Source organism: Xanthomonas cannabis, assembly GCF_040616535.1.
Classification (GTDB): Bacteria; Pseudomonadota; Gammaproteobacteria; order Xanthomonadales; family Xanthomonadaceae; genus Xanthomonas; species Xanthomonas cannabis.
In genome coordinates this window covers 544,691-567,967 of the sequence record NZ_CP136580.1, presented here as the reverse complement: position 1 = coordinate 567,967, position 23,277 = coordinate 544,691, and the positions used below count along the sequence as shown (strand labels likewise).

Below are 23,277 nucleotides of genomic sequence, written 5' to 3'. Positions count from 1 at the left end.
GGACCATGCCGTTCTGCCTTGCATGGCGAATGCGATGCGCGATCCACCCGATGCCTGCAAGACCACATTGGACCGATGAACATCCGCACGGCGTGCCCGCCCCACCCACGCCTGATGGGGCAGCCCACGGCCTGCGGGGTCAGTAGCCCTTCATCAATGCGGGCCGGCGGTGGGGGCCGGCGCATTCACATGACGCAACCGGACCGCCGATAGACTTTCGCCCGCGCACATGCCGCCCCGATACGATCAGGAGGATCCATTGGCTAGTTTCCGTACGTCCCTGCCTGCTCTGGCATTGAGCCTTGCGCTTGCAGCCTGCTCTGCACAGGCGCCGCCGGCAGCCTCCGCCGCCCCGGAATCGCCGGCCACTGCCTCGGCGACCGCACCTGCCGCAGCCGCAAGCACGGCCCCAGCGTCCGCAACCTCTGCCGGCTGTCCCGATGCCGACTTCCCTGCCTTCTTGAAGCGCTTCAGCGCAGAGATCGCAGTCCAGGAAAAGGCAACGGCCGACCCGTTGACCATGATCCAGATCGACCCCGAGGCGCAGCCCGAGCCGGCACCCGTGACGCGCGAGGTGCCATTGGCGCAAGTCAAATGGCCCGTCATTCCTGACCTGGCAGCGGTGCGCAGCAGCGGGCGCGAAGTGGTCGTCTCCCAGCAAGGCGACGGTCAGCAGGTACTGGTCCGCACCCCCGATACCGGCGACCAGCAGGTCTACCACTTCGCCCAGCGCCCCTGCTGGACATTGATCAAGGTGGACGATCAGGCCCTGTAACCGGCGCGCTTGCCGCCACCGCAACCACCTACGTTTCAGGAGACCACCTTGCATCCATTTCGACTGACGTGCCCGGTGCTGGCCACTGCGCTGGCCGTTGCGCTGGCCGCCTGCAACGGTCCGCAGGCTGCGGCAGGTGCGCCCGAGACGCCGGCGGCCACTGCAGCCGCTGCGACGTCGCAGCCGTCCACCCCCGCTTCACCACCTTCCGCCACATCGACACAAGGGACTGTACCCATGGGCACGATCGACTCCTTCGTTCCTGCTGGATCGAAGGCTCTGGAAACCATCCGCGGCGATCTGACCGGCGCGGGACGCTCCGATGCGTTGCTGGTGGTATCACCGCCATCCACCGGTACCGAGAAACTCGGCGAGGGAACGCCGCGCACGGTGATGTTGCTGACCCAACAAGCCGATGGCGCGTTCCAGAAAGCGGCGGAAAACAGCAAGATCGTGCCATGTGCCCGTTGCGGCGGCCTGGCGGGCGACCCGTATGCGTTTTCACGCATTCAACCCGGTCAATTCACCATCTCCATCTCCGGCGGTTCGCGCGAGCGTTGGGCCGATGACTTCACGTTCAAGTATTCGGCAGACAAGCGCACCTGGCTGCTGGACAAGGTGGTACGTGATCTGTCCGATACCGAGACCGAGCAACACAACACACTGGAACTCACCACGAACGATTTCGGCATGGTGGCGTTCCAGGAGTTTGATCCCGCCACGCTGAAGAAGGCAGCGGCCCTGGACGAGGCCGCGGACGAGAAAACGAATTAAAGGGACGTAATGGTTGGCGCGGACAAGGAAGGAGTCCGTTATTTCATGTTGCTGAGAAATGAGGAGTTACACCATGGCAACCGATCGCGAAACAGGGCTGCTGCAGTCGGCCTATGCAGCAGGCATTACCCAGCCCAAAGAGCTGGCAAACTTCATGGCCCAGGTCGGCCATGAATCGATGGGCCTCAATCGGCTTGAAGAAGGGTTCCGCTACACGCGCGGGCCGTCGCAAGTCAGCTCGAAAGTGCGGTCAGCACTGCGCGAAGGGCCGGAGGCGTTGGAAGAAGCACGTCTGGAAGCGCTGCGTGGCCAGCCGGAAAAACTGGCCGAGCTGATGTACGGCGGACGCATGGGCAATACCGAACCCGGCGATGGTTACCTCTACCGTGGCCGGGGCTACATCCAGCTCACCGGCAAGGACCAGTATCGCGCCGCAGGCGAAGCCCTGGATCTGGATCTGGTGGCACATCCCGAACTGGCCGCGCAGCCAGAAAATGCCTCGCGAATCGCTACCTGGTACTGGCAGAACAACGTTCCCCAGGCCGCCAGGCAGGACGCACATGCTGCCGGAGTGGCGATCAATGGCGGCGACCCGCCGAACGGACTGGCCGATCGCGAAAACCGCTTTGCGCGCTGGCAGCGCGACATCACGCCGGAGCTGATGGGCAAGCTCGAACACGGCCAGCTCGGCCAAACGGTGGCGCCCGCGCAGCATGCGGCGCATGCACCGGTGCAAGCGGCAGGGTCGGGATCGTTCCAGACCACCATGGAGCGCATGCTGCCTCCGCAGAACGGCGTTGCGCCGCATATCACCGGTCACTACGGCGAGCACCGTAGCGCACGCGATCACGGCGGAACCGACTTCAATTACCAAGGCGGCCAGACCGGCCGTAACCTGCAGCATCCGACAGTGCATTCGCCCGTGGCAGGCACGGTCACGTTCGCGGGTGGCAATTACGGGACCGTCAAGATTCGCGATGCACAGGGTAATTCGCACGAGATCCTGCACCTGGACGGACTCGAGGTGAAGGAAGGCCAGACGCTGGCAGCGGGCGATGCCATCGGCACGATGGGTGGCCGCGGGCCGAACGGTAACAGCCAGTACGCACAGCATGTGCATTACCAGCTGCGCGATGCCAACGGCAAGCTGACCAGTCCGGAGACGTTCTGGAATCAGGGCCACCAGCAGGAGTCGGGCGCACGCCACGCCCAGCCTGCGACAGCGGCCGGCAACGGCACGCTGCGTCATGGCGAGCAAGGCAGCGAGGTCGGCAAGCTGCAGCAGGACCTCAACCGCCTTGGCGTGCGCGATGCGCAGGGCAATCGGCTTGCCGAGGATGGGCGCTTTGGCGACAACACGCGCGAAGCGGTGATGGCGTTCCAGAAGCAGCATGGACTGCAACAGGACGGGATCGTTGGCCGCAACACGCAGGCGGCGTTGTCGGCTGTGCCGGCACACACGCAGGCGCCTACACGTGAGGCCCCGGTTGCAGCGCCGACCGGGCCCTCGCTCACCGATGCGTCGCATCCAGACCATGCATTGCACAACGCCATCCGCAGCAGGCTGCCGAGCATGATCTCCAACGATGCGGCCGCCCATGTCACGCTGCAGGCCAAGCAGAACGGCATCGACAGTGCAGACAAGCTGCAGAGCGTGACGGTGCAGGATGGCAAGGCGTTCGTCATGGGCACCACGCCGGGTTTCCGTGCGGCGGTGGATCTGAACCAGCCTGCGCCGCCGCTGGAGCAGACCAGCGCGCAGCTGCTGGCCGGCCAGGCGCAGCAGCACCAGGTCCGCGAGGAGCAGCAGAAGGTGGCAATGGGTGCGCGCTGAGGTGTGACGGGTGCAACCAAAAAGCCGGCCAGTGGATGGCCGGCTTTTTCATGCCCCGCTGCACGCGTCGGCGCGATTGAATTCTGACTGGCAGCGGCCGACACGGTGCGCGTTGTGATCACCGCGACCATGGCGCGCCGCATGGACTGTGAGCAGTGAGCGATCTGCAACGCTCGACGCATTCCCAGTCATCGGTCGTAGCGCACGTGTTGCCAAGCGACGTTCAAGCAGGACAGATCGGTAAGGCGACCGGCCATCCATCGCAGTGCGATACGTTGCCCAACGCAATGTGGCCCGACGCACAGAACGCACTACGCCGGTAATTTTTACTACTGCAATGTCCGGGACTGTGCAAGGTTGTCTGCCGGCACCTGCTGCCGATCGCGACCGGCCGTGCGTCATCTCGCCGGTTTTTGCATTGCACGTTCTGGGAGAGAGTCGTCATGCAATTCCATGTACTGGGCGCAGCCATCTGCTGCGCGCTATCGTTTTCTGCTGCCGCTGGTGCGGCCGATCTTTCTGCAAATGCGGCGGTCACGCGTGCGCAGACGCTGCTGGGGAATACCGCGTCGGCCATGGCAAATCGTGCGCCGGCCGATGTCTTTGTCGCTCGCGACAGCATCGTCGATGCCGATGGCAGCGAGCACGTGCGCTTCGATCGCACTTATCGGGGGCTGCCGGTGATCGGCGGCGACGTGGTGGTGCACTCGCGGCGTGGGGTGATGCGCCAGTTGAGCCAGACTCTGGACACGCCGGTGCGTCCGGACCTTGCGCCCGGCATCGACGCCACCACCGCGCTGCGTGTGGCCGGCGCGCAGTTCGATGTGCCGCAGGATGCCGCGCCACGTGCAAGCCTGGCACTGTACGCGCGCCAGGGGACACCACGGCTGGCGTACGAGGTGATCTACAGCGGCATCAAGCCGGATCAGACGCCGACCGAAATGCATTACATCGTCGATGCGGTGGACCAACGCATCCTCGACTCCTGGGACACGGTACATACCGCCTGCGCGGGTGGCACCAGTGCCGCCGGCACCGGGCGTTCGTTGTACGCGGGCAGCGTGGGCCTGGCGACCACGCGGTGCAGCAGCGGCTTTGAGATGACCGATCTGGGCCGCGGTGGCGGCGCCACCTACAACATGCGCAACAGCACCTCGGGCAACGGCACGCTGCTGACCGATGCCGATAATGCCTGGGGCAGCGGCGCCAGCAGCGACACCACCACGGTGGCGGTGGATGCGCACTACGGGGTGTCGCTGACCTGGGATTACTTCAAGACCACCCACGCGCGCAGCGGCATCGCCAACGATGGCAAGGGTGCGCGTAGCCGCGTGCATTACGGCAGCCGTTACAACAATGCCTTCTGGTCGGACAGCTGTTTCTGCATGACCTTCGGCGATGGCGACGGCAGCACGTTTACACCGCTGGTGTCGGTGGACGTGGCCGGGCACGAGATGACGCACGGGGTGACCAGTCGCTCGGCAAGGTTGGTGTACTCGGGTGAGTCCGGCGGCCTGAACGAGGCCACCTCCGACATCATGGGCGCAATGGTGGAATTCTCCGCCAACAACAGCGCGCAGCCGGGCAATTATCTGATCGGCGAGAAACTCATCGCCGGCAACAGCAGCGGCACGCTGGCCTTGCGCTACATGTTCAAGCCGAGCCTGGACGGCGATTCGCCCGATTGCTATCGCAGCAATCTGGGCTCCATCGATGTGCACTACAGCTCCGGCGTGGCGAATCATTTCTACTATCTGCTGGCCGAAGGGGCGGTGGTGCCGAGCGGTTTCGGCGCGGGCACCAGTTACAACCTGACCCCGGCCGGGCTGGTCTGCAACGGCAATACCACGCTGACGGCCATCGGCCGCGCCGCTGCCAGCCGCATCTGGTACCGCGCGCTCACCGTCTACATGACCTCCTCCACCAACTACGCAGCCGCGCGTCGGGCTACGCTGAGCGCGGCCACCGATCTGTATGGCGGCACGTCCACGCAGTACCGGGCAGTGGCTGCCGCCTGGAGTGCGGTGTCGGTCAACTGACCTGCACCGGTCCCTGCCACGCGATTGCGACGTCGCAGGGACCGGTCTTCTGCGCAGTGCCACCACGGCCGTTCGCACGCGTATGCTTGGGTCATTCCTGGGAGGGAACATGACCGAACGCACCACGACCGCGCGACCGATCGACCGCTATTTCGCCAGCTATTCCGACGACCACCGCAACGACACCAATCAGCTGATCCACGTGGTGGCGGTGCCGGCGATCCTGTGGTCGGTGGTGGGGCTGCTGTGGTGCATCCCGGTGGGCGGCACCTGGTTCAGTAGCGGGGTCTGGGCGGCGCTGGCGATGTTTGCGGCGTGGTCGTACTACAACCGGCTGTCGCGCCCGCTCGGGCTGGGCATGCTGGGGATCTTCTTTTTCTTCGGCTGCCTGTGCCGGCTCATCGAAGGCCGGATCGGTCTGGGCGGCGTGTTCTCCAGCGCGCTGTCGGTCTTCGTGCTGGCGTGGATCGCCCAATTCGTGGGGCACCGGATCGAAGGCCGCAAGCCGAGCTTTCTCACCGACCTGACCTATCTGCTGATCGGGCCGATCTGGGTGTTGGCCAAGGTGTACCGGCAGCTGGGGTGGCGTTACTGAGAGGAGCGGTGGCGCAAGGCTTGCGCGCTGTCAGCCGGCGCCATGCGCAGCGTTGCCTGCGGGCCATCGCCTCGTTGCGCAGCGCGCGACGCGGCGACTGGCGCCTCATGGCCTGCAAGCGCGTCTGATCCGGGCATTGCCGGCCAGGTCTGCGCGTTATTCGCCGATGCCGAGCTCTTCCGGCAATGGCCGGAACGCGCGCGGTGCGTAGCCGAAGTCGCGACGTGCCGGCTCCAGGTCGAAGACCAGATCGTCGCGCATGCGCTGCAACGCGGCCGCATTCATGCCACGCAGCCGCCCCAGGCGTTGCGCTGTGGTCAGCGCGAAGCCGAACAGGCCCGGTGGCACCTGATACAGCCGCGCCGGTCGCGGCAATGCCGCCAGCACGCGCTCCACCATCTGCGTGTAGGCCAGCACTTCACCGCCGCCCACGGCATAGCTGCGTTGCTGGGTGGCAGGTTGGCCGATCACCGCCAGCGCAGCGCTGGCCAGGTCATCCACGTGCACCGGTTGGCGCAAGCCGGTGGCGTTGGCAGGCAGGACGAAGGCACCGGTGCGCTGCGCCAGCCCGGCGATCTGCGTCAGCGTCTTGTCGCGTCCGGCACCGTACACCAGGGTCGGACGCAGCACGGTGGCGGTGGCGCCGCGCGCCTGCGCTGCGGAGAACAGCGCCTGTTCGGCATGGGCCAGTCGCTGCGCGACGTCGCGCTCGGCGGCATCGATGGAATGTTCCTTGACCTCCACACTGGTGGAGCCAAACGCCACGATGCGCGGTGCAACCACGGGGTTTTCTGCATACCAGCGGGCGAAATGGTCCAACGGCCCGCAGCTGAAGATCACCTCGAACGCCTCGCCCGCGGCGGCCGGCATCGCCAGATCCCCTTGTCTCCAGATCAATCCAGCGCGCGCGGCGCGCGGCTGACGCGACCAGGCGGTGACCTGCCAGCCGCGACTCAGCAGACGGGTCAGCAGGCGCTCGCCAATCTGCCCGCTGCCGCCGAACACCAGGGCGCGCGGCGCAGAAACGGCAGTGGTCGGAGCGGGATGGGTAGCGGTCACGGGGCAACGGCGCAGGCGGGCATGACGGCAGCATACCCAGTACACCGCGCAGTTGCGTAGCCATCTGGCGGCCCATCCGCGCGTGATGCAGCACCGGCGTTGACACGGACGTCAGTCAACGGTTTGTTAAGCTCTCTGGCCTGCTCGCGAATCTTGTGTTCCCTGCATGCCTTTTTCGTTGGAAATTCTGCTTGCGCTGCCATTCCTGATGGCGGCCGCCGCTGCGCTGTTCCGGCGCGCGCCGCGTTCGATCACCGCGTGGTTGGCTGCGGCCGCGCCGTTGGCGGGGTTGCTGGTGCTTGCCACACTCACGCCGGCAGTGCTGCGCGGTGAGGTGATTGCCAGCGAGCATGCATGGTTGCCGCAGATCGGCTTGCTGTTTTCGCTGCGGCTGGATGGCCTGGCCTGGATGTTTGCGCTGCTGGTGCTCGGCATCGGCGCCCTGGTGGTGCTGTATGCGCACTACTACTTGAGTGCACGCGACAGCGCACCGCGCTTTTTTGCGTATCTGCTGCTGTTCATGGGCGCGATGCTCGGCATGGTGCTGTCGGGCAATCTGCTGCTGCTGATGGTGTTCTGGGAACTCACCAGCATCAGCTCCTTCCTGCTGATCGGGTTCTGGTCGCATCGCAAGGATGCGCGCGAAGGCGCACGCATGGCGTTCGTGTTGACCGCCGGTGGCGGGCTTGCCCTGCTGGGCGGGGTCTTGATGATCGGCCGCATCGTCGGCAGTTTTCAGCTGGACGCGGTGCTGGCCGCCGGCGATGTGATCCGCGCCAGCGCGCTGTATCCATATGCATTGGGCTTGGTGCTGCTGGGCATTTTCACCAAGAGCGCGCAGTTTCCATTCCATTTCTGGTTGCCGCACGCGATGGCGGCGCCCACGCCGGTGTCGGCGTATCTGCACTCGGCCACGATGGTCAAGGCCGGCGTGTTCTTGCTGGCGCGGCTGCACCCTGCGCTGGCCGGCAGCGACCTGTTCTTCTATACGGTTACCAGCATCGGAGCGATCACGTTGTTGGTGGGAGCGTGGTACGCGATCTTCCAGCACGATCTCAAGGGCGTGCTGGCGTACTCGACCATTTCACACCTTGGCCTGATCACGATGTTGTTCGGCCTGTCCACGCCGATGGCAGTGGTGGCTGGCGTGTTCCACATCCTCAACCACGCGGTGTTCAAGGCCTCGTTGTTCATGGCTGCAGGCATCATCGACCATGAAACCGGCACGCGCGACATGCGCAAGCTGGGCAATCTGCGCCGTTTGATGCCCGTCACCAGTGCGCTGGCGATCATCGCGTCGCTGGCCATGGCCGGCATTCCGTTACTCAACGGATTTTTGTCGAAGGAAATGTTCTTCGCGGTGGCGCTGGAAACCGAAGCGCCGCAGCTGATGCGCATCCTGGCAAGCATCGCCGCCTTGCTGGCCGGCGTGCTTGGCGTGGCCTACAGCCTACGCTTCGTGCACGACACGTTCTTTGGCGATGGCCCGCTCGATCTGGACACCACGCCGCACGAGCCACCGCGCTGGATGCGCATCCCGGTGGATGTGCTGGTGCTGATTTGCCTGGCGGTGGGCATCGTGCCGGCCTGGACCGTGGCACCGGTGCTGCGCGCCGGTGCCGGCGCCATTCTCGGCGATGCACTGCCCGAGTACAGCCTGGCGCTGTGGCATGGCGTCAACTGGCCGCTGGCGATGAGCATCGCCGGCATGATCGGCGGGGCGCTGCTGTACGTTGCGATCCGTCGCATGCTGGATCTGTACGCGGTGCAGAACCGCTCGCCCGGCAAGGCCCTGTTCCACTGGAACCTGCGCACCTTGTTCAGCGCCACCGCCCGCATGACCGATGCGGTGACCAACGGCAACCTGCAACGCATGCTGATGCTGCTGGTACTGAGCGCGGTGGTGGTGGCACTGGTGCCGTTCCTGCAAGGGGGCGCGCTGCCGGAGTGGCCTGCGCCCACGCCCATGCCGCTGCTGGGCTGGACGGTGTGGCTGCTGTTGATCGCGTGCGCGTTGGGCAGCCTGTTCCTGTACAAGCAGCGCCTGCTGGCGGTGCTGGTGCTTGGTGGCACAGGCCTGGCGGTCAGCCTGACCTTCGTGTTCCTGTCCGCACCGGATCTTGCATTGACCCAGCTGCTGGTGGAGATGGTCACGCTGGTGCTGATGCTGCTGGCGATGAACTACCTGCCGGAGCGCTCGTTGCCGGAGCGCGCGCGGCTGCGCAAGTGTCGCGATGTCGCCATCGCGATCATTGGCGGCACCGGCCTGGCCGCGCTGGCGTATACCCTGATGACGCAACCCACCCACACCGTGGCCGGCGAGTTGCTGCAACGCGCATTGCCCGAGGCGTATGGGCGCAACGTGGTCAACGTGATCCTGGTGGATTTCCGCGGCTTCGATACCTTCGGCGAGATCACCGTGTTCGCGATTGCCGGGCTGGTGGTGCATGCGCTGCTGCGACGCTCGCGGATGGCACCGGAGCGCACCATGCCGGGGCCGGCGATCCGGCTGCCGGTACCGGCGGACCTGGCGCAGATCATGTTCCCGCTGACGCTTACCGTGTCGCTGTTCCTGTTCTTGCGCGGCCACAACGCGCCTGGCGGGGGCTTCATTGCCGGCCTGGTGCTGGCGGTGCCGTTGTTGATGCAGTACGTGATCCAGGGCACCGCGTCGGTGGAGTCGCGCTTCGGCTTCGACTACATCCGCTTGATCGGTATTGGCCTGTTGTGCGCATTGCTGAGCGGTGCCGGTTCGCTGCTGTTCGGGCTGCCGTTCCTGAGCAGCGGCCATGTCGATCTGCCGCTGCCGCTGCTGGGCGAGCTGGAGCTGGCCAGCGCCTTGGGCTTCGACGTAGGGGTGTACCTGGCGGTGTTCGGTGCGGCGATGCTGATGCTGTCGATGATGGGCACGATCAAACCGTCGCGCACGCGCAGTTCGCAACGCGGCGAAATCGATCCCACCCAACGTTCGACACGCACCGCGGAGCAGCATTGATGGAATTGGCATTGGCAAGCGCGATCGGTGTCCTCACCGCCCTGGCGATCTATCTGCTGCTGCGTGCGCGCAGCTTCGATGTGATCCTGGGGATGACCTTCCTGTCGTATGCGACCAACCTGCTGATCTTCGCCGGCGGACGGCTGCGCGCCGGTCAGCCGCCGGTCTTGCGCGACGGCGTGCCGGTGGATCTGGAGCACTACACCGACCCGCTGCCGCAAGCGCTGGTGCTGACCGCGATCGTGATCGCCTTTGCGATGACCGCGGTGAGCCTGGTGCTGGCGATCCGCAGCCGCAGCGACAATGGCAGCGACCACGTGGATGCGCATGAAGATGCCGCCACCGGTGTCGATACGCGGCAGGCGCGGCGATGAACCATCTGCTGATCCTGCCGATCCTGATCCCGATACTGGGTGCGTCGGCGTCGCTGTTTGTCGAGCACCGCCGCTACGGGCCGCGCGTGCAGCGCAGCGTGGCCTGGGTGAGCATGGCCTTGCTGGCCGCTGCGGTGCTGGCGCTGTTTGCCCGCGCTGCCGAGGGCAACGTGCTGGTGTACCTGCTGGGCGATTGGCCGGCGCGGTTGGGCATCGTGCTGATGGGCGACCGGCTGTCTGCGTGGATGCTGTTGACCACGCTGGTCCTGGGCACGGCCTGCCTGCTGCATGCCTGCGCCGGCTGGGACCGCCGCGCGCCGCACTTCCATGCGCTGTTCCAGTTCCAGCTGATGGGCTTGAACGGTGCGTTCCTGACCGGCGACATCTTCAATCTGTTCGTGTTCTTCGAAGTGATGCTGATCGCCTCCTATGGGTTGTTGCTCAGCGGCGGACGTGGCCTGCAGATGCGTGTGGGCCTGCATTACGTGGTGTTCAATGTGTGCGCCTCGACCTTGTTCCTGATCGGGCTGGGGCTGCTGTTCGGCGTGTTCGGCACGCTCAACATGGCCGAGCTGTCGCAGCGCATCGCCGAGCTGCCGGCGCAGGATGTGCCGATGGCCAAGGCCACGCTCGGACTGTTGCTGCTGGTGTTCTGCAGCAAGGCCGCCTTGTTGCCGCTGTACCTGTGGCTGCCGGAGACCTACTCGCGTGCACCGGCGGCGGTGGCGGCGCTGTTTGCGATCATGACCAAGGTAGGCCTGTACGCGGTCTTGCGCGTGTCGAGCCTGTGGTTTGGCGCCGGTGCCGGGGCCTTGCACGGCTTCGGCCGGCACGCGTTGCTGTGGCTGGGCATCGGCACGCTGCTGATGGCCGCATTCGGGGTGATGGCCGCCTCGCGGCTGCGGGTGATGGTGTCGTATCTGGTGGTGTTTTCCGCGGCGACCCTGTTCATCGCCTTTTCGCTCGACGACGCAGGCGCGCTCGGCGCGGGCCTGTATTACCTGCCGCACAGCAGCTTCGTGGCCGCGGCGCTGTTCATGGTCTCGGACCTGATCCGGCGGCGGCGTGGCAGCGCCAGCGACCGCAAGGAAGTGGTGGCACCGCTACCGGGCCGCGCCATTCCGGGCACCATGTTCATGGTCGCTGCCGTCGCCGTCGCCGGGCTGCCGCCGTTGTCCGGCTTCCTGGCCAAGGCCGCGCTGCTGCAGCACGTGCCCGCAGGCCTGGTGGCGCCGGTCTGGGGCGCGGTCCTTGGCGGCAGCCTGCTGGTGGTGATCGGCCTGACCCGCGCCGGCGTGCGCCTGTTCTGGCGCGTGCCGGCGGCGGTGGAAGACACGCCCGAGCTGCAACCGCAGCGCCGTGGCCGCATGCGCCCGGTGGAAACGGCCGCCACGCTGCTGCTGCTGAGCGGGCTAGTGGCAATGACGGTCTGCGCCGGGCCGCTGATGCGCTACACCGACGATGCCGCAGCGCAGCTGCGCGACCCCGGCCGCTATGTGGAACAGGTGCGCGCGACCACCCCGCAACGGAGGCAGCCATGAACGCACGCGTGCCGTGGCGACGCCGGCTTTTTCCATCCGCGCCGTTGAGCGTGATGGTCTTCGTGTTCTGGCTGCTGCTCAGCGACAGCTTCGGCCCGCAGCAGTGGGTGCTGGGCGCGCTGCTGGGCGTGGTGGTGCCGATCTTCGCCGCACGGCTGGACCGCGAATTCGCCCGCATCGGCTCGCTACGCTCGGTGCCGCGCATGCTGCTGGTGGCCGCAGGCGACATCGTGCGCTCCAATATCAAGGTCGCGGTGCAGGTGCTCGGGCCGGAGTCGCGTATCCATCCCGGTTTCATCTGGGTGCCGTTGGATATCGCCAACATCCATGGCATTGCCGCGCTGACCAGCATGATCACGCTCACGCCCGGCACGGTGTCAGCTGCGCTGTCGGACGACCGCAAGTACCTGCTAGTGCATGTGCTGCATCTGGACGATCCGGACGCATTGATCGCCGAGATCAAGGCCCGCTACGAAAAGCCCCTGATGGAGATCTTTCCATGACCGGTCACATGTTCATCGAATCGACCATCGTCATCTGCATGCATGCGGTGGGCCTGGCCATCCTCATGGCACTGTGGCGACTGCTGCGCGGGCCGACGGTACCCGACCGCATCCTGGCGCTGGACACACTGTCCATCACCGCCATCGCCGAGTTGATGCTGCTGGGCATGTACCTGGATTCGCCGATCTACTTCGAGGCCGCGCTGGTGATTGCGATGCTGGGCTTCGGCAGTACCGTGGTATTGAGCAAGTACGTGCTGCGCCGGGACATCGTCGAATGATCGCGCTCACCGAATATCTGCTGAGCGCGCTGCTGCTGGTCGGCACCTTCTTCATCCTGATCGGCGCCTTCGGGCTGGTGAAGCTGTCGGACTTTTTCAAGCGCCTGCATGCGCCGACCAAGGCCAGCACCCTAGGCGTGGGCTGCGTGCTGCTGGGCTCGGTGGGCTATCACCTGTTCCTGGGCGTGGACCCGCAGCCGCGCGAGTTGCTGATCACCGTCTTCCTGTTCATCACCGCACCGATCAGCGCCCACATGATGGCCAAGGCCGCGCTGTCGCTGATGATGGAAGATCGCCCGGAAGTGCCCAATCACGGCGAGATGGAAAACGAAGGCCTGCCCACGCCGGCCAGCGACGGCGATATCGGCGAGAACGAGCAAACCGCCAGGCAGCACGAGCGGCCGTCGTCCGAGCCGCGCTGAGCGTGCGGCAGCGGCTGCGCGAGGGCTAGGGCTAGGGCGCAGTGTTCTTGCTGCGCGTGGCATGCCGGAGCGCGCACGGCGACTGAGTCGGATCGCACCCGCACCCGCATCGTTGCAGGCCGTCGCCGCCACGTTGCGTGTCTGGCACGCGGTGTTGTAATTGAGGCAATGCCCGCAGGTCGCGTGCCACGCGTCTGACCGATGGCGTCGCCCCTGCTCGCACGCAGGCGGCTAACCGCAGCCCTCGACGTAGTCCACCTGGGGCGGCTGCCCGACTCGCCAGCTGCTCACCCTGCCCTCGGCATCGGTCTCGAATACCAGCGCCGACGAGGTGGCGGCATCGGCATGCCGCAGCGTCTCCGCGCCCGGCAGGTATTTGTGCGGCTGCGCTTCAAGCCCCTGCGGATACAACGCGCGCAGCTGCGCCAGCGTCATGCCGACCTTGCCGCCCCCTGGCGCAACTTCCTTGGGCTCAGTGGTCTGGTAACGGACCAGGCGATCGCCTTCGAACATGAAACCAAATTCCCGCGCATCCTGGGCCCATTGCGGACGCAGCAGGTAGCAGCCGCCATCGCTGGCTGCACTGCCGCGCAGCTCGCCACCCCATGCCGTGCGCGCCTGCGTGGCATCCATGCCCAGGCGCAGGTCGCCGTAGCCATCCATCCGCGCAAGCGTGGTGGGCTGCGGCCGCACCTGCGGTGGAAACGTGCCTACCGGCGCCGTGGCCGGCGGTACCGCGTCCGCAGGCTGGTCGTTGGCGGACGCCACCGGCGTGTGGGCCGCCTCGGCCGGCGCTGCTGCGGCCGGCGTGTCGTCCGCGCGATGGCAGCCGGCCACGGCCAGCACCATTCCCAGCAAGCCAGGCAATCTGGATGTCATCGATATGCTCCTGTGCGTTGGCCAAGCGTACACAGCGCGCAGGGTGGCAATGTGGAGGTGGAGGTCATTGCCACCGATGCTGACACCGGCACGTATGGTGCAAGGTGTCGCGCCAATGTCATCGGCGTTTCATTGGCAACGCTCACCCTGCCGGCTTCGCAGGATCGCCGCCATGACCCCACGCAAGACCGCACTCGCCCTGACTGCGCTGCAGTCGCATCGCAGCCCGCTGACCCTGCTGCAGCGCCGTGCGTTGATCCTGGCCGATGGCCAACGTGACTTGACCGCACTTGCGCAGTTGCTCGGCGACAACGGCACCGCGCTGGTGCAGACGCTGTGTGCAATGGGCTATCTGACGCCTGCCGACGACAGCGCGAAGGCAGCCGTGCCCGAGACCGCTGCACGTACCGCAGCTTCCTTGATTGCGACGGCGCCCACGGTGGTCCAGACCCTGCAAGCGATGCCCACCGCCGACGACCTGCACCGCCAGCGCCGGCGCGCGGCCACCAACGCCCGGCTGTATCTGCTGGACATCCTGCAATTGCAACGCAACCCGGCCGCCGCAGTGCTGCATCGCCAGCTGCAGGCGGCGCGTGCGGACGACGAGATCGGCATCGCCATCGGCGTGGCATTGCAGGAGCTGCCGCAGTTCACCTCGGCCTCGTACGCCGAACGCGTGCGGGCGCGTATCGGCGAACTGCTTCCGGAGGCGTTGCAGGCCGCCTGATTGCAGCCCGCTTGTCGATGCGTGGCGGTTGACGCAAGGACAGGGTCACTGGCGATCACGTGCTTGATCACCTCTACGCCTCTGCGCCAGTTGGCGCGACCTGCATTCTCTGCGACGCGGCTCAGTCCGTGGGCGGATTGGTGAATGCAGCACGCAGGCCGGACCAGCACTGCTGATAGTCGCCCTGCCGATGACTGGCCTGCAGCGCCTGTTGAGTGGGGCGCAGCACCGCACGGGTTTCGAACATGAACGCCATGGTGTCTGCAATGACGTCCGGACGCGTGAGGTCCGCCTGCGAAGCCTTCTCGAACGTCGCCGCATCCGGGCCGTGCCCGCTCATGCAGTTGTGCAGCGATGCACCTCCGGGTGCGAACCCCTCGGCCTTGGCGTCGTAGACGCCCTGCACCAGGCCCATGAATTCGCTGGCCACGTTGCGGTGGAACCATGGCGGGCGGAAGGTGTGCTGCGCCACCAGCCAGCGCGGCGGGAAGATCGCAAAGTCCATGTTTGCGGTGCCGTGCGTGTCGCTGGGCGAGGTCAGCACGGTAAAGATGCTGGGATCGGGGTGATCGAAACTGATCGAACCGATGGTGTTGAAGCGACGCAGGTCGTAGCGATACGGCGCGTAATTGCCGTGCCAGGCAACCACATCCAGCGGCGAGTGGCCAATGTGGGCACGCCACAGATGACCCTGGAATTTGGCGACCAGTTCGAACGCGCCTTCGCGTTGTTCGAAGGCCGCATGCGGCGTTTCGAAATCGCGCGGGTTGGCCAGCCCGTTGGAGCCGATCGGCCCCAGATCGGGCAAGCGCAACAGGCCACCGAAGTTTTCGCACACATAGCCGCGTGCGGTGCCATCCAGCAATTCAACGCGAAACCGCACGCCGCGTGGAATCACGCCGATCTGCTGCGGCTCCAGTTCGAGCACACCCAGCTCGGTGCATACGCGCAGCCGGCCCAGTTGCGGCACCAGCAACAACTCGCCATCGGCGTTATAGAAGAACCGCTCGTGCATGGAGGCATTGGCGGCATACAGATGCACGGCCACGCCCGTCATCGCTTCCGGGCCGCCATTGCCTGCCATGGTGTACAGGCCATCGACAAAATCGGTGGGCACGGATGGCAGCGGCAACGGGCTCCAGCGCAGCTGATCCGGCGGCACCGGGCCGCTGCCGAAGGCGTTGTGCACGTGCGGCTGCTCGATCAACGAGAAACTGCCATGCACGGCGGCCGGACGAATGCGATACAGCCAGCTGCGCCGGTTCTCGCCGCGCGGCGCGGTGAACGCGGTGCCGGACAACTGCTCGGCATACAGCCCATGCGCCACGCGCTGCGGCGAGTTCTGCCCGACCGGTAGAGCACCGGCAACGGCTTCGGTGGCGAACTCGTTGCCGAAGCCAGTCATGTAGCGCTGTGGGTTGTGCATGGCATGCGTCCGAATGAGCCCCAAGGAGGCTGGGATTTAAGCCCCTCTCCCACCGGGAGAGGGGTTGGGGTGAGGGTACGGGGTAGCGACTATTATGAAGATCGCCTCAACCACCGCAGAAGGCTGGGCTTGGGGTGGATCAAGCCCCTCTCCCGTCGGGAGAGGGGTGGGGGTGAGGGTACGGTATAGCGACTGTTTTGAAGATCGCTTCAACCACCGCGTCCAGCGAAAGCAGTACATCGTTGTTCCAAAAGCGCAGCACTGTCCAACCCTTCGATTGCAGCCATTGCGTTCTTGCTTGATCGCTGACTTCCTGATGTTGCGATCCGTCCAACTCAACAATCAACATTGCGTCGACACAACAGAAATCTGCGATGTACGGCGGAATCGGATGCTGCCGTCGGAACTTGAAGCCTCGGGGCTGATTCGCACGCAGACAGCGCCAGAGCGCGCGTTCTGCGTCGGTCATTGCTGTTCGTAACGCGCGCGCATTGGTGAGTCCAACGGTGGGTAATGCCGGTTTGATTCGCATCGCTCCACCGTACCCTCACCCCAACCCCTCTCCCGTGGGGAGAGGGGCTTTAAGCACGTGCGGTTTCATTGGCCTATGTTGTCAGGCAACCGCGTTACGGAGTGCGGGGGCTCCACTACGTGCCAATGTGCAGCTGACCCGAATCCCGAATCACCAATATCCAATCCCCGCCCTCAAAGCACCCCACGCTTGATCTGGTCGCGCTCGATGCTTTCGAACAGCGCCTGGAAATTGCCTTCGCCGAAGCCTTCATTGCCCTTGCGCTGGATGATCTCGAAGAAGATCGGGCCGATGCAGTTGGTGGTGAAGATCTGCAGCAGCTTGCGTTGCTTGGTATCCGGATCGGCGTCGATCAGGATCTTGTTGCGGCGCAGGCGTTCGACATCTTCGCCATGTTCGGGAATGCGCAGGTCCACCACGTCGAAATAGGTGTCCGGCGTATCCAGGAAGCTCACGCCGGCGGCGCGCATCTTCTCCACGCTGGTATAGATGTCGTCGGTGAAGCAGGCGATGTGCTGGATGCCTTCGCCTTGGTAGGCGTCCAGATACTCGTTGATCTGGCTCTTGGGGTCGGACGATTCGTTGAGCGGGATGCGCACGATGCCGTCCGGGGCGGTCATCGCCTTGGACACCAGGCCGGTTTTGGCGCCCTTGATGTCGAAGTAGCGGATCTCGCGGAAGTTGAACAAGCGCTCGTAATAATCCGACCAGCGCTGCATGTTGCCAAAATACAGGTTGTGGGTGAGGTGGTCGATGAAGGTCAGCCCGAAGCCGGCCGGGTGCTGGTCGGCGCCTTCGATCGGTTCGAAGTCGGCATCGTAGATGCTGCCCGCCTCGCCGTAGCGGTCCACCAGGTACAGCATGCAGTCGCCGATGCCCTTGACCACCGGTGCCGGCACCGCGCGGGTGTCGGGCTTGTTCTGCACCGCTTCGCCGCCGTTGCCCAGCACCGTCTGCAGCACCGTGTCGGCCGGCGTGCGGAAGCGGATGGCAAAGCCGCAGGCGCAGGGACCGTGCGCGGCGGCGAAATCGGCCGCAAACGAATCGGGGTCTTCGTTGAGCAGGAAGTTGACCCCGCCCTGGCGATAGACGGTAATGGGGCGGCTGCGGTGACGCAGCACGGCGCTGAAGCCCATCGCGCGGAAATAGTCGTGCAGCTGCGCCGCCTGACCGGCCGGTGCGGCGAACTCGACGAATTCGAACCCGTCGATGCCCATCGGATTGTCGAAGGTGGTGACCTGCATCCCCGGATCCGGGCGGGCTACAGTGGTGTTCGGTTGTGCGCTCATCGTCGTTTCTCCACGCTGGGGCGTCGCAGGGCTATGCGGACTAGCAGAAGACCCGCGAGAATGCGCAGGCCACCCTCCGTTTGTAGTTGCAAATGAAACCAAAATCAAGACACAGTGCAACATGAGCGATCACGACGCCCCCCATCCGCCGCAACACCCCGTGCTGCTCAACCTGGAGCAGTTCCTGCCGTATCGGCTGAGCGTGCTGTCCAACCGCATCAGCAGCAATATCGCCAAGGTATACGGCGATCGTTACGGCATGGCCATTCCGGAGTGGCGGGTGATCACCATCCTGGCGCTGTATCCGGGCTCTTCGGCCAGCGAGGTCTCCGACCGCACGGCGATGGACAAGGTGGCAGTGAGCCGCGCAGTGGCCCGGCTGCTGGAGCGCGGCTTCATCCGCCGCGAAACCCATGGCGACGACCGCCGCCGATCGATGCTGGCACTGTCGCCGGCCGGGCGCCAGGTCTATGAGACCGTCGCGCCGCTGGTCAACGAGATGGAACAACGGCTGATGTCGGTGTTCAGCGACGAGGAACAGCAGCTGCTGGAACGGCTGATCGACCGGCTGGCCAAGGACGGGCTACCACGCATGGCCGGCAAGGACTGAGGGCAGGCTTCGCTCACCCCCATCCGCCCTGCGGGCACCTTCCCCCGCAAGCGGGAGAAGGAAGCGCTCCTGATTGTTCGGCTGACCAGGGACCGGCTGCCACGCATGGCCGGCAAGGACTGACGGCACGCGCTTCGCTCGCCCCCCATCCGCCCTGCGGGCACCTTCCCCCGCAAGCGGGAGAAGGAAGCACTCCGACCAATGCGCATCCAGCCACGCTCCTTTTTCCCGCTTGCGGGAGAAGGTGCGCTCCGGCCAACGCGCAACCAACCACACTCCCTTTTCCAGCGCGCGGGAGAAGGCGCCAGGTTTACGAGACCGTCGCTGCGTTGGTCAGCGAGATGGACCAGTGGCTGATGTCGATCTTCAGCACCGACGGGGGCAGCCGTTGCTGAAGCACCTGATTGTTCGGCTGACCAGGGACCGGCTGCCACCCATGGCAGGCAAGGACTGACGGCACGCGCTTCGCTCGCCCCCCATCCGCCCTGCGGGCACCTTCCCCCGCAAGCGGGAGAAGGAAGCGCTCCGGCCAATGCGCGTCCAACCACGCTCCTTTTTCCCGCTTGCGGGAGAAGGTGCGCTCCGGCCAACGCACAACTGACCAAACTTCCTTCTCCCGCTCGCAGGAGAAGGTGGCGCTCCGGCCACCGTGCAACCAACCACACTCCCTTCTCCCGCTTGCGGGAGAAGGTGGCGCAACGCGCCGGATGAGGGCCGCTCCTCGGCGAATCCTCGCAGACACTGCCCGGCCACACGCTTGCACGCATGCAGGCCGCACCGTGAAGCGCGCTCAGGCTTCTGGCGGTGCCCACTGCTTGAGGAAATCGAACAACTTCTTGCGATCGAAACCCTCGCCCTTGCGCAGCTCCGGGCCGGCCTGGGTGGTCAGCAGCTTGCCGTCGTTGTCCAGCACCAACAGCGACGGGTAGTCGTTGAGCTGGGCGAACTGCGACAGGAACGCGGCGTTTTCATTGGCCGCATCGCGATTGACCTTGACCACCACGAAGTGCGCATCGCGGAAGCTGCGCAGCTCGGCGTCGCCGCCCATCAGCTCGTCCAACGCCTTGCACGGCTCGCAGGCGGCGTTGCCGACATTGAGCACGATGCGCTTGCCGCCGCGCTTGGCCTCGACCTTGGCAGTTTCCAGATCCGCCGCCGGATCGCGCGAGGGGTCGTACTGCGCGTTGAGTGCGGCCGCTGCGGCGATATCGGCCGCGGTCGGCGTGTTGCCCGAGGACACCGGCTGGCTGGGGTCGGCGCTGGGGGGTTTCTGCATCGACGTATCCAGCGGCCGTGGCGCCTCCTGTTGCTCGGTGGGCTGCCCGCAGGCGCTCAACAGGCCCGTCAGCAGCAGGCCACAGACCAGGGGTTTGATCGGCATCGCTTTTCTCCTCACTTCACACCATGCATCAGTTTGTTGATCAGCGGCGCGATCAGGAACAGCAGCGCGCCGGCGCCCACCAGCGCCCAGAAACCGAAGGTATATCCGCCCAGCGCCGACGCCACGCTCATGCCTTCGCTTCCACTGACATGCCCGGCAAAGATACCCGACAGGTTGTTGCCGATGCCGGTGGACAAAAACCAGCCACCCATGCCGAAACCGACCAGGCGCACCGGCGCCAGCTTGGTCACCATCGACAGGCCGATCGGCGACAGGCACAGCTCGCCCACCGACTGGATGACGTACACCATGAACAAGGTCCAGAACGGGATCTTGCCGGCATCGCTCACCAGGCTGGACAGCGCGAACATCAGCAGCAGGAAGGCCAGGCCGTTGAAGATCAGACCCAGGCCGAACTTGCGCGGAATCGACGGATTGAAGCGGCCGGACTTGACCCAGATCCAGGCAATGACCGGTGCCAGCGCGATGATGGCGATGGAGTTGACCGACTGGAACCACGCGGTCGGGAAGGTCCAGCTGCCGAAGTTGCGGTTGACGATGTTGTCGGCCAGGAAGGTGAACGAGCTGCCGGCCTGCTCGAAGAACATCCAGAACAGCACGTTGAAGGCGAAGATGATCAGCATCGCAATCACCTTGTCGCGCTGCACCTTGCCCTCGCGAATGCCTTCGACCAGCAGCATCACCGACAGCCCGATGAACAGCGCCGTCAGCACGATCTGCAATACGTCCGCACCCACGGCGAGCAGGAAGTACACACCCGGGATTGCCAGCAGGCAGCCCACCAGCACCATCAGCACGCGGCCGAGGCCCTGCGCGTGCGGTGCCGGCGCGCCGATGCCCTTGAGCTGGGCGCGGCCGATCCAGAACCACACCAGGCTCACCAGCATGCCCACGCCGGAGGCCATGAACACCATCTTGTACGCCGGCATCGCCTCGGTGCCGAACACCTTTTCGGCCAGCAGCTGGGTCAGCACCGGCGAGATCATCGCGCCCAGGTTGATACCCATGTAGAAGATGGTGAAGCCGCTGTCGCGGCGCGGATCGGCCACCGAATACAGCTTGCCGACCATGGTGGAGATGTTCGGCTTGAACAGGCCGTTGCCCACCACCACGGTGGCCAGGCCGATCTCGAACATGGTGTGGTCGGGAATGGCGATCAGGAACAGGCCGGTGGCCATCACCGCCGCGCCCACCAGGATCGAGCGTTGGTAGCCGAGCACGCGGTCGGCCACGTAGCCGCCGAAGATCGCCGCCGCATACACCAGCGCCAGATACGCGCCGTAGGTGCGCCCTGCCGGCGCCTGGCCGGTGGCATCGCCGCCAAAGAACTGCGCCACGATGTACAGCACCAGCGCCCAGCGAATGCCGTAGAACGCAAAGCGTTCCCAGAATTCGGTCATGAACAGCATCCACAGCGGCCGGGGGTGGCCGAGCAACGTGGGGAACTCGGGAGGCGCAGGCGGCTGCGGCGGAGTGGAAGCGGATGTCGGCGCAGTTGCGTCAACGCTCATGTGGAGTCCCTTGCGTATTCAGTAATGGCTGGGTGCACCAGGGCCGAACCCTGGGCGACGCGCGAGGATCACTTAGACGTCATGTACGCGTCAAATTCGCCGGAGTCGGCGGCTCGATGACAGTGGTTGGATTGGGCGCTATCTGGCAGGTGTGATGGGTATCCCACCTGCGTGTGCGAGACCATGCCTGGGCCCAGGCAGGTGCCGCGGCGTCTGCTTCGGCAGTACCCCCCCTTATCCCCTACCGTCGCCACGCCGTCCCTTCTCCCATTGGGAGAAGGTGCCCGTAGGGCGGAAGAGGGTGCGGTGCCGCTGGATGGTGCCGGTTGCGGGATTCGCCTTGGCTCTGGCTGATGCATAGGGATGAAGCCCGTACCCTCACCCCAACCCCCGCTCCGCGCCCCGGCCCGCGCTCGCGGCGCGGGCGCTCCAAGGCAAGCGCGCCCGTGCGCGCAAGCAATGCCTTATCGCCCCGCTGGGAGAGGGGCTCAGAACATGGCGGCCATGCCCGCATTCCCTTCTCCCGCCGGGAGAAGGTGCCCGTAGGGCGGATGAGGGTGCGGTGCCGCTGGATGCTGCCGATTGCGGGACTCGCCTTGGCTCTGGCTGATCCATAGGGTGAAGCCCGTACCCTCACCCCAACCCTTCTCCCGCCGGGAGAGGGGCTTCCGCGCGCTCTAACGTACCGCACTGCCCTGCGGTGGGCGGCTGTCCACGCCCACCGACGTGCGCACGTCGAACAGTTCCGGGAAAAATGTCAGTGCCAGCGCCTGCTGCAAAAATCCCACACCGCTGGAGCCGCCGGTGCCGCGCTTGAAGCCGATCACCCGCATCACCGTGCGCATGTGGCGGAAGCGCCATAGCTGGAACTGCGTCTCCACATCCACCAGGTCTTCGCACAGCGAATACTCGCGCCAGTAGCGGTCAGTGTTTTCGTAGATGCGCTCGAACACCGGGCGCAGGCTGTCGTCGGCCACGTGCGCGGCGGTCCAGTCGCGGGCCTGATACTGCTGCGGAATCGCGTGCCCGAAGCGCGCCAGATAGCGCAGGAATTCCTCGTACAGACTCGGCGCTTCCAGCACTTCGCGCAGCCGCGTCTGGCCCTGCGGGTCGTAGGCGAACACCTGCAGCATCTGCGGGTTCTTGTTGCCGAGCAGGAACTCGATGTAGCGGTATTGCAGCGATTGAAAGCCCGACGAGGGGCCGAGCACATCGCGGAAGCCCATGTACTCGCTGGGCGTGAGCGTCTCCAGCACCGACCACTGTTCGGTGAGCTGGCGCAGCACCTGCTTGCTGCGCGCCAGCACCTTGCGGCATTGCCAGACCTCGTCGCGCTGCAAGTGCCCGATGGCCGCGCGCAGTTCGTGCGCCAGCAGCTTCAGCCACAGCTCGGAGGTCTGGTGCTGGATGATGAACAGCATTTCGTCGTGATGGGCCGGCTCGGACAGCGGCTGCTGCGCGGACAACAGCTGGTCCAGCCGCAGATAGCCGCCATAGGTCAGCCGCCCCTCCAGATCGGTGTGGATGCCGGGTTCCAGGTCACGCAGGTTCTTGTCGACGGGCATGGCGCAGCGCTGAAGATCGGGCCACGCAGGGTAGCGCAGCGGCGGGGATTCGGGATTCGGGATTCGGGATTCGGGATTCGGGATTCGGGAATGGCGGATGGCGGATGGCGGATGGCGAGAAGTATTCGGCCACGGCCATGCCGG

The 23,277-nt window shown here is 65.5% G+C and carries 21 protein-coding genes; 13 read left to right on the top strand and 8 right to left on the bottom strand.

All coding sequences use genetic code 11. The features are described 5' to 3' along the window. Nucleotides 1-460 precede the first annotated feature (460 nt). The 5 genes from RZV17_RS02390 (at nt 461) to RZV17_RS02370 (ending at nt 6,017) form a co-directional block, all read left to right on the top strand. A complete protein-coding gene (locus RZV17_RS02390; RefSeq protein ID WP_355606935.1) occupies nt 461-775 on the top strand; it encodes a hypothetical protein in 315 nt (104 codons plus the stop codon). A 237-nt stretch (nt 776-1,012) separates the two neighbouring features. Further along, nucleotides 1,013-1,549 (top strand): hypothetical protein, encoded by a 537-nt coding sequence (locus RZV17_RS02385; RefSeq protein WP_355609117.1) that lies wholly within the window; start codon nt 1,013-1,015, stop codon nt 1,547-1,549. 73 nt (nt 1,550-1,622) lie between these two features. After that, entirely contained in the window at nt 1,623-3,383 is a 1,761-nt protein-coding gene (locus RZV17_RS02380) for a peptidoglycan-binding protein (RefSeq protein WP_355606932.1), read from the top strand. A gap of 443 nt (nt 3,384-3,826) precedes the next feature. Further along, entirely contained in the window at nt 3,827-5,422 is a 1,596-nt protein-coding gene (locus RZV17_RS02375; protein WP_355606929.1) for a M4 family metallopeptidase, read from the top strand. A 109-nt stretch (nt 5,423-5,531) separates the two neighbouring features. Continuing rightward, a complete protein-coding gene (locus tag RZV17_RS02370; RefSeq protein WP_355606927.1) occupies nt 5,532-6,017 on the top strand; it encodes an Mpo1-like protein in 486 nt (161 codons plus the stop codon). Between the two features lie 156 nt (nt 6,018-6,173). Here RZV17_RS02370 and RZV17_RS02365 read toward each other — a convergent pair whose 3' ends face one another. Continuing rightward, nucleotides 6,174-7,076, bottom strand: coding sequence for an NAD(P)-dependent oxidoreductase (locus tag RZV17_RS02365; protein ID WP_166749704.1), 903 nt, complete (start codon nt 7,074-7,076; stop codon nt 6,174-6,176). 166 nt (nt 7,077-7,242) lie between these two features. Here RZV17_RS02365 and RZV17_RS02360 point away from each other — a divergent pair, with 166 nt between their 5' ends. From RZV17_RS02360 to RZV17_RS02335, 6 genes are read left to right on the top strand one after another with little or no spacing between them, the layout of a single operon-like run. Beyond that, the gene (locus tag RZV17_RS02360) at nt 7,243-10,071 is read left to right on the top strand and encodes a monovalent cation/H+ antiporter subunit A (RefSeq protein ID WP_355606923.1); all 2,829 of its coding nucleotides are present in this window, start codon (nt 7,243-7,245) and stop codon (nt 10,069-10,071) included. Beyond that, nucleotides 10,071-10,445 carry a Na+/H+ antiporter subunit C gene (locus tag RZV17_RS02355; RefSeq protein ID WP_039412723.1) on the top strand — a complete coding sequence of 125 codons (375 nt, stop codon included), beginning with the start codon at nt 10,071-10,073 and terminating at the stop codon, nt 10,443-10,445. The genes RZV17_RS02360 and RZV17_RS02355 overlap by 1 nt, the downstream gene beginning before the upstream one ends. Continuing rightward, complete coding sequence (locus tag RZV17_RS02350) at nt 10,442-11,986, top strand: monovalent cation/H+ antiporter subunit D (RefSeq protein ID WP_355606921.1); 1,545 nt, start codon at nt 10,442-10,444, stop codon at nt 11,984-11,986. Before RZV17_RS02355 ends, RZV17_RS02350 begins: the two co-directional genes overlap by 4 nt. Then, nucleotides 11,983-12,489, top strand: a complete 507-nt coding sequence (locus RZV17_RS02345) for a Na+/H+ antiporter subunit E (RefSeq protein WP_047693959.1) — start codon at nt 11,983-11,985, stop codon at nt 12,487-12,489. Before RZV17_RS02350 ends, RZV17_RS02345 begins: the two co-directional genes overlap by 4 nt. Continuing rightward, nucleotides 12,486-12,770, top strand: a complete 285-nt coding sequence (locus RZV17_RS02340) for a K+/H+ antiporter subunit F (protein WP_039412714.1) — start codon at nt 12,486-12,488, stop codon at nt 12,768-12,770. The genes RZV17_RS02345 and RZV17_RS02340 overlap by 4 nt, the downstream gene beginning before the upstream one ends. After that, entirely contained in the window at nt 12,767-13,192 is a 426-nt protein-coding gene (locus tag RZV17_RS02335) for a Na+/H+ antiporter subunit G (RefSeq protein WP_039412712.1), read from the top strand. Before RZV17_RS02340 ends, RZV17_RS02335 begins: the two co-directional genes overlap by 4 nt. 231 nt (nt 13,193-13,423) lie before the next feature. On the opposite strand, the gene RZV17_RS02330 is transcribed toward RZV17_RS02335, so the two are convergent. Further along, on the bottom strand, nt 13,424-14,047 hold the full coding sequence (locus tag RZV17_RS02330) for a lectin (RefSeq protein ID WP_355609114.1): 624 nt from the start codon (nt 14,045-14,047) through the stop codon (nt 13,424-13,426). Between the two features lie 196 nt (nt 14,048-14,243). On the opposite strand from RZV17_RS02330, the gene RZV17_RS02325 reads away from it, so the two are divergent. Continuing rightward, entirely contained in the window at nt 14,244-14,798 is a 555-nt protein-coding gene (locus RZV17_RS02325) for a hypothetical protein (protein ID WP_184553293.1), read from the top strand. 121 nt (nt 14,799-14,919) lie between these two features. Here the strand turns inward: RZV17_RS02325 and hmgA are convergent, their stop codons facing one another. The 3 genes from hmgA to hppD all read right to left on the bottom strand — a co-directional run bounded on the left by hmgA (nt 14,920) and on the right by hppD (nt 18,045). Beyond that, a complete protein-coding gene (gene hmgA / locus RZV17_RS02320; RefSeq protein ID WP_355606916.1) occupies nt 14,920-16,224 on the bottom strand; it encodes a homogentisate 1,2-dioxygenase in 1,305 nt (434 codons plus the stop codon). Nucleotides 16,225-16,363: 139 nt separating this feature from the next. Beyond that, a complete protein-coding gene (locus RZV17_RS02315; protein ID WP_355606913.1) occupies nt 16,364-16,756 on the bottom strand; it encodes an endonuclease domain-containing protein in 393 nt (130 codons plus the stop codon). Nucleotides 16,757-16,929: 173 nt separating this feature from the next. Beyond that, nucleotides 16,930-18,045, bottom strand: coding sequence for a 4-hydroxyphenylpyruvate dioxygenase (hppD, locus tag RZV17_RS02310; protein ID WP_039412701.1), 1,116 nt, complete (start codon nt 18,043-18,045; stop codon nt 16,930-16,932). Nucleotides 18,046-18,166: 121 nt separating this feature from the next. Between hppD and RZV17_RS02305 the strand changes: the two genes are divergently transcribed. Continuing rightward, entirely contained in the window at nt 18,167-18,655 is a 489-nt protein-coding gene (locus RZV17_RS02305) for a MarR family winged helix-turn-helix transcriptional regulator (RefSeq protein WP_039412698.1), read from the top strand. A gap of 790 nt (nt 18,656-19,445) precedes the next feature. Here RZV17_RS02305 and RZV17_RS02300 read toward each other — a convergent pair. The 3 genes from RZV17_RS02300 to RZV17_RS02290 all read right to left on the bottom strand — a co-directional run bounded on the left by RZV17_RS02300 (nt 19,446) and on the right by RZV17_RS02290 (nt 23,133). Then, nucleotides 19,446-20,036, bottom strand: coding sequence for a thioredoxin family protein (locus RZV17_RS02300; RefSeq protein ID WP_039412695.1), 591 nt, complete (start codon nt 20,034-20,036; stop codon nt 19,446-19,448). An 11-nt stretch (nt 20,037-20,047) separates the two neighbouring features. After that, a complete protein-coding gene (locus RZV17_RS02295; RefSeq protein ID WP_039412692.1) occupies nt 20,048-21,568 on the bottom strand; it encodes a peptide MFS transporter in 1,521 nt (506 codons plus the stop codon). A gap of 677 nt (nt 21,569-22,245) precedes the next feature. Next, nucleotides 22,246-23,133: a tryptophan 2,3-dioxygenase gene (locus tag RZV17_RS02290; protein WP_047693946.1), complete on the bottom strand. Its 888-nt coding sequence runs from the start codon at nt 23,131-23,133 to the stop codon at nt 22,246-22,248. Between the last annotated feature and the right edge of the window lie 144 nt (nt 23,134-23,277).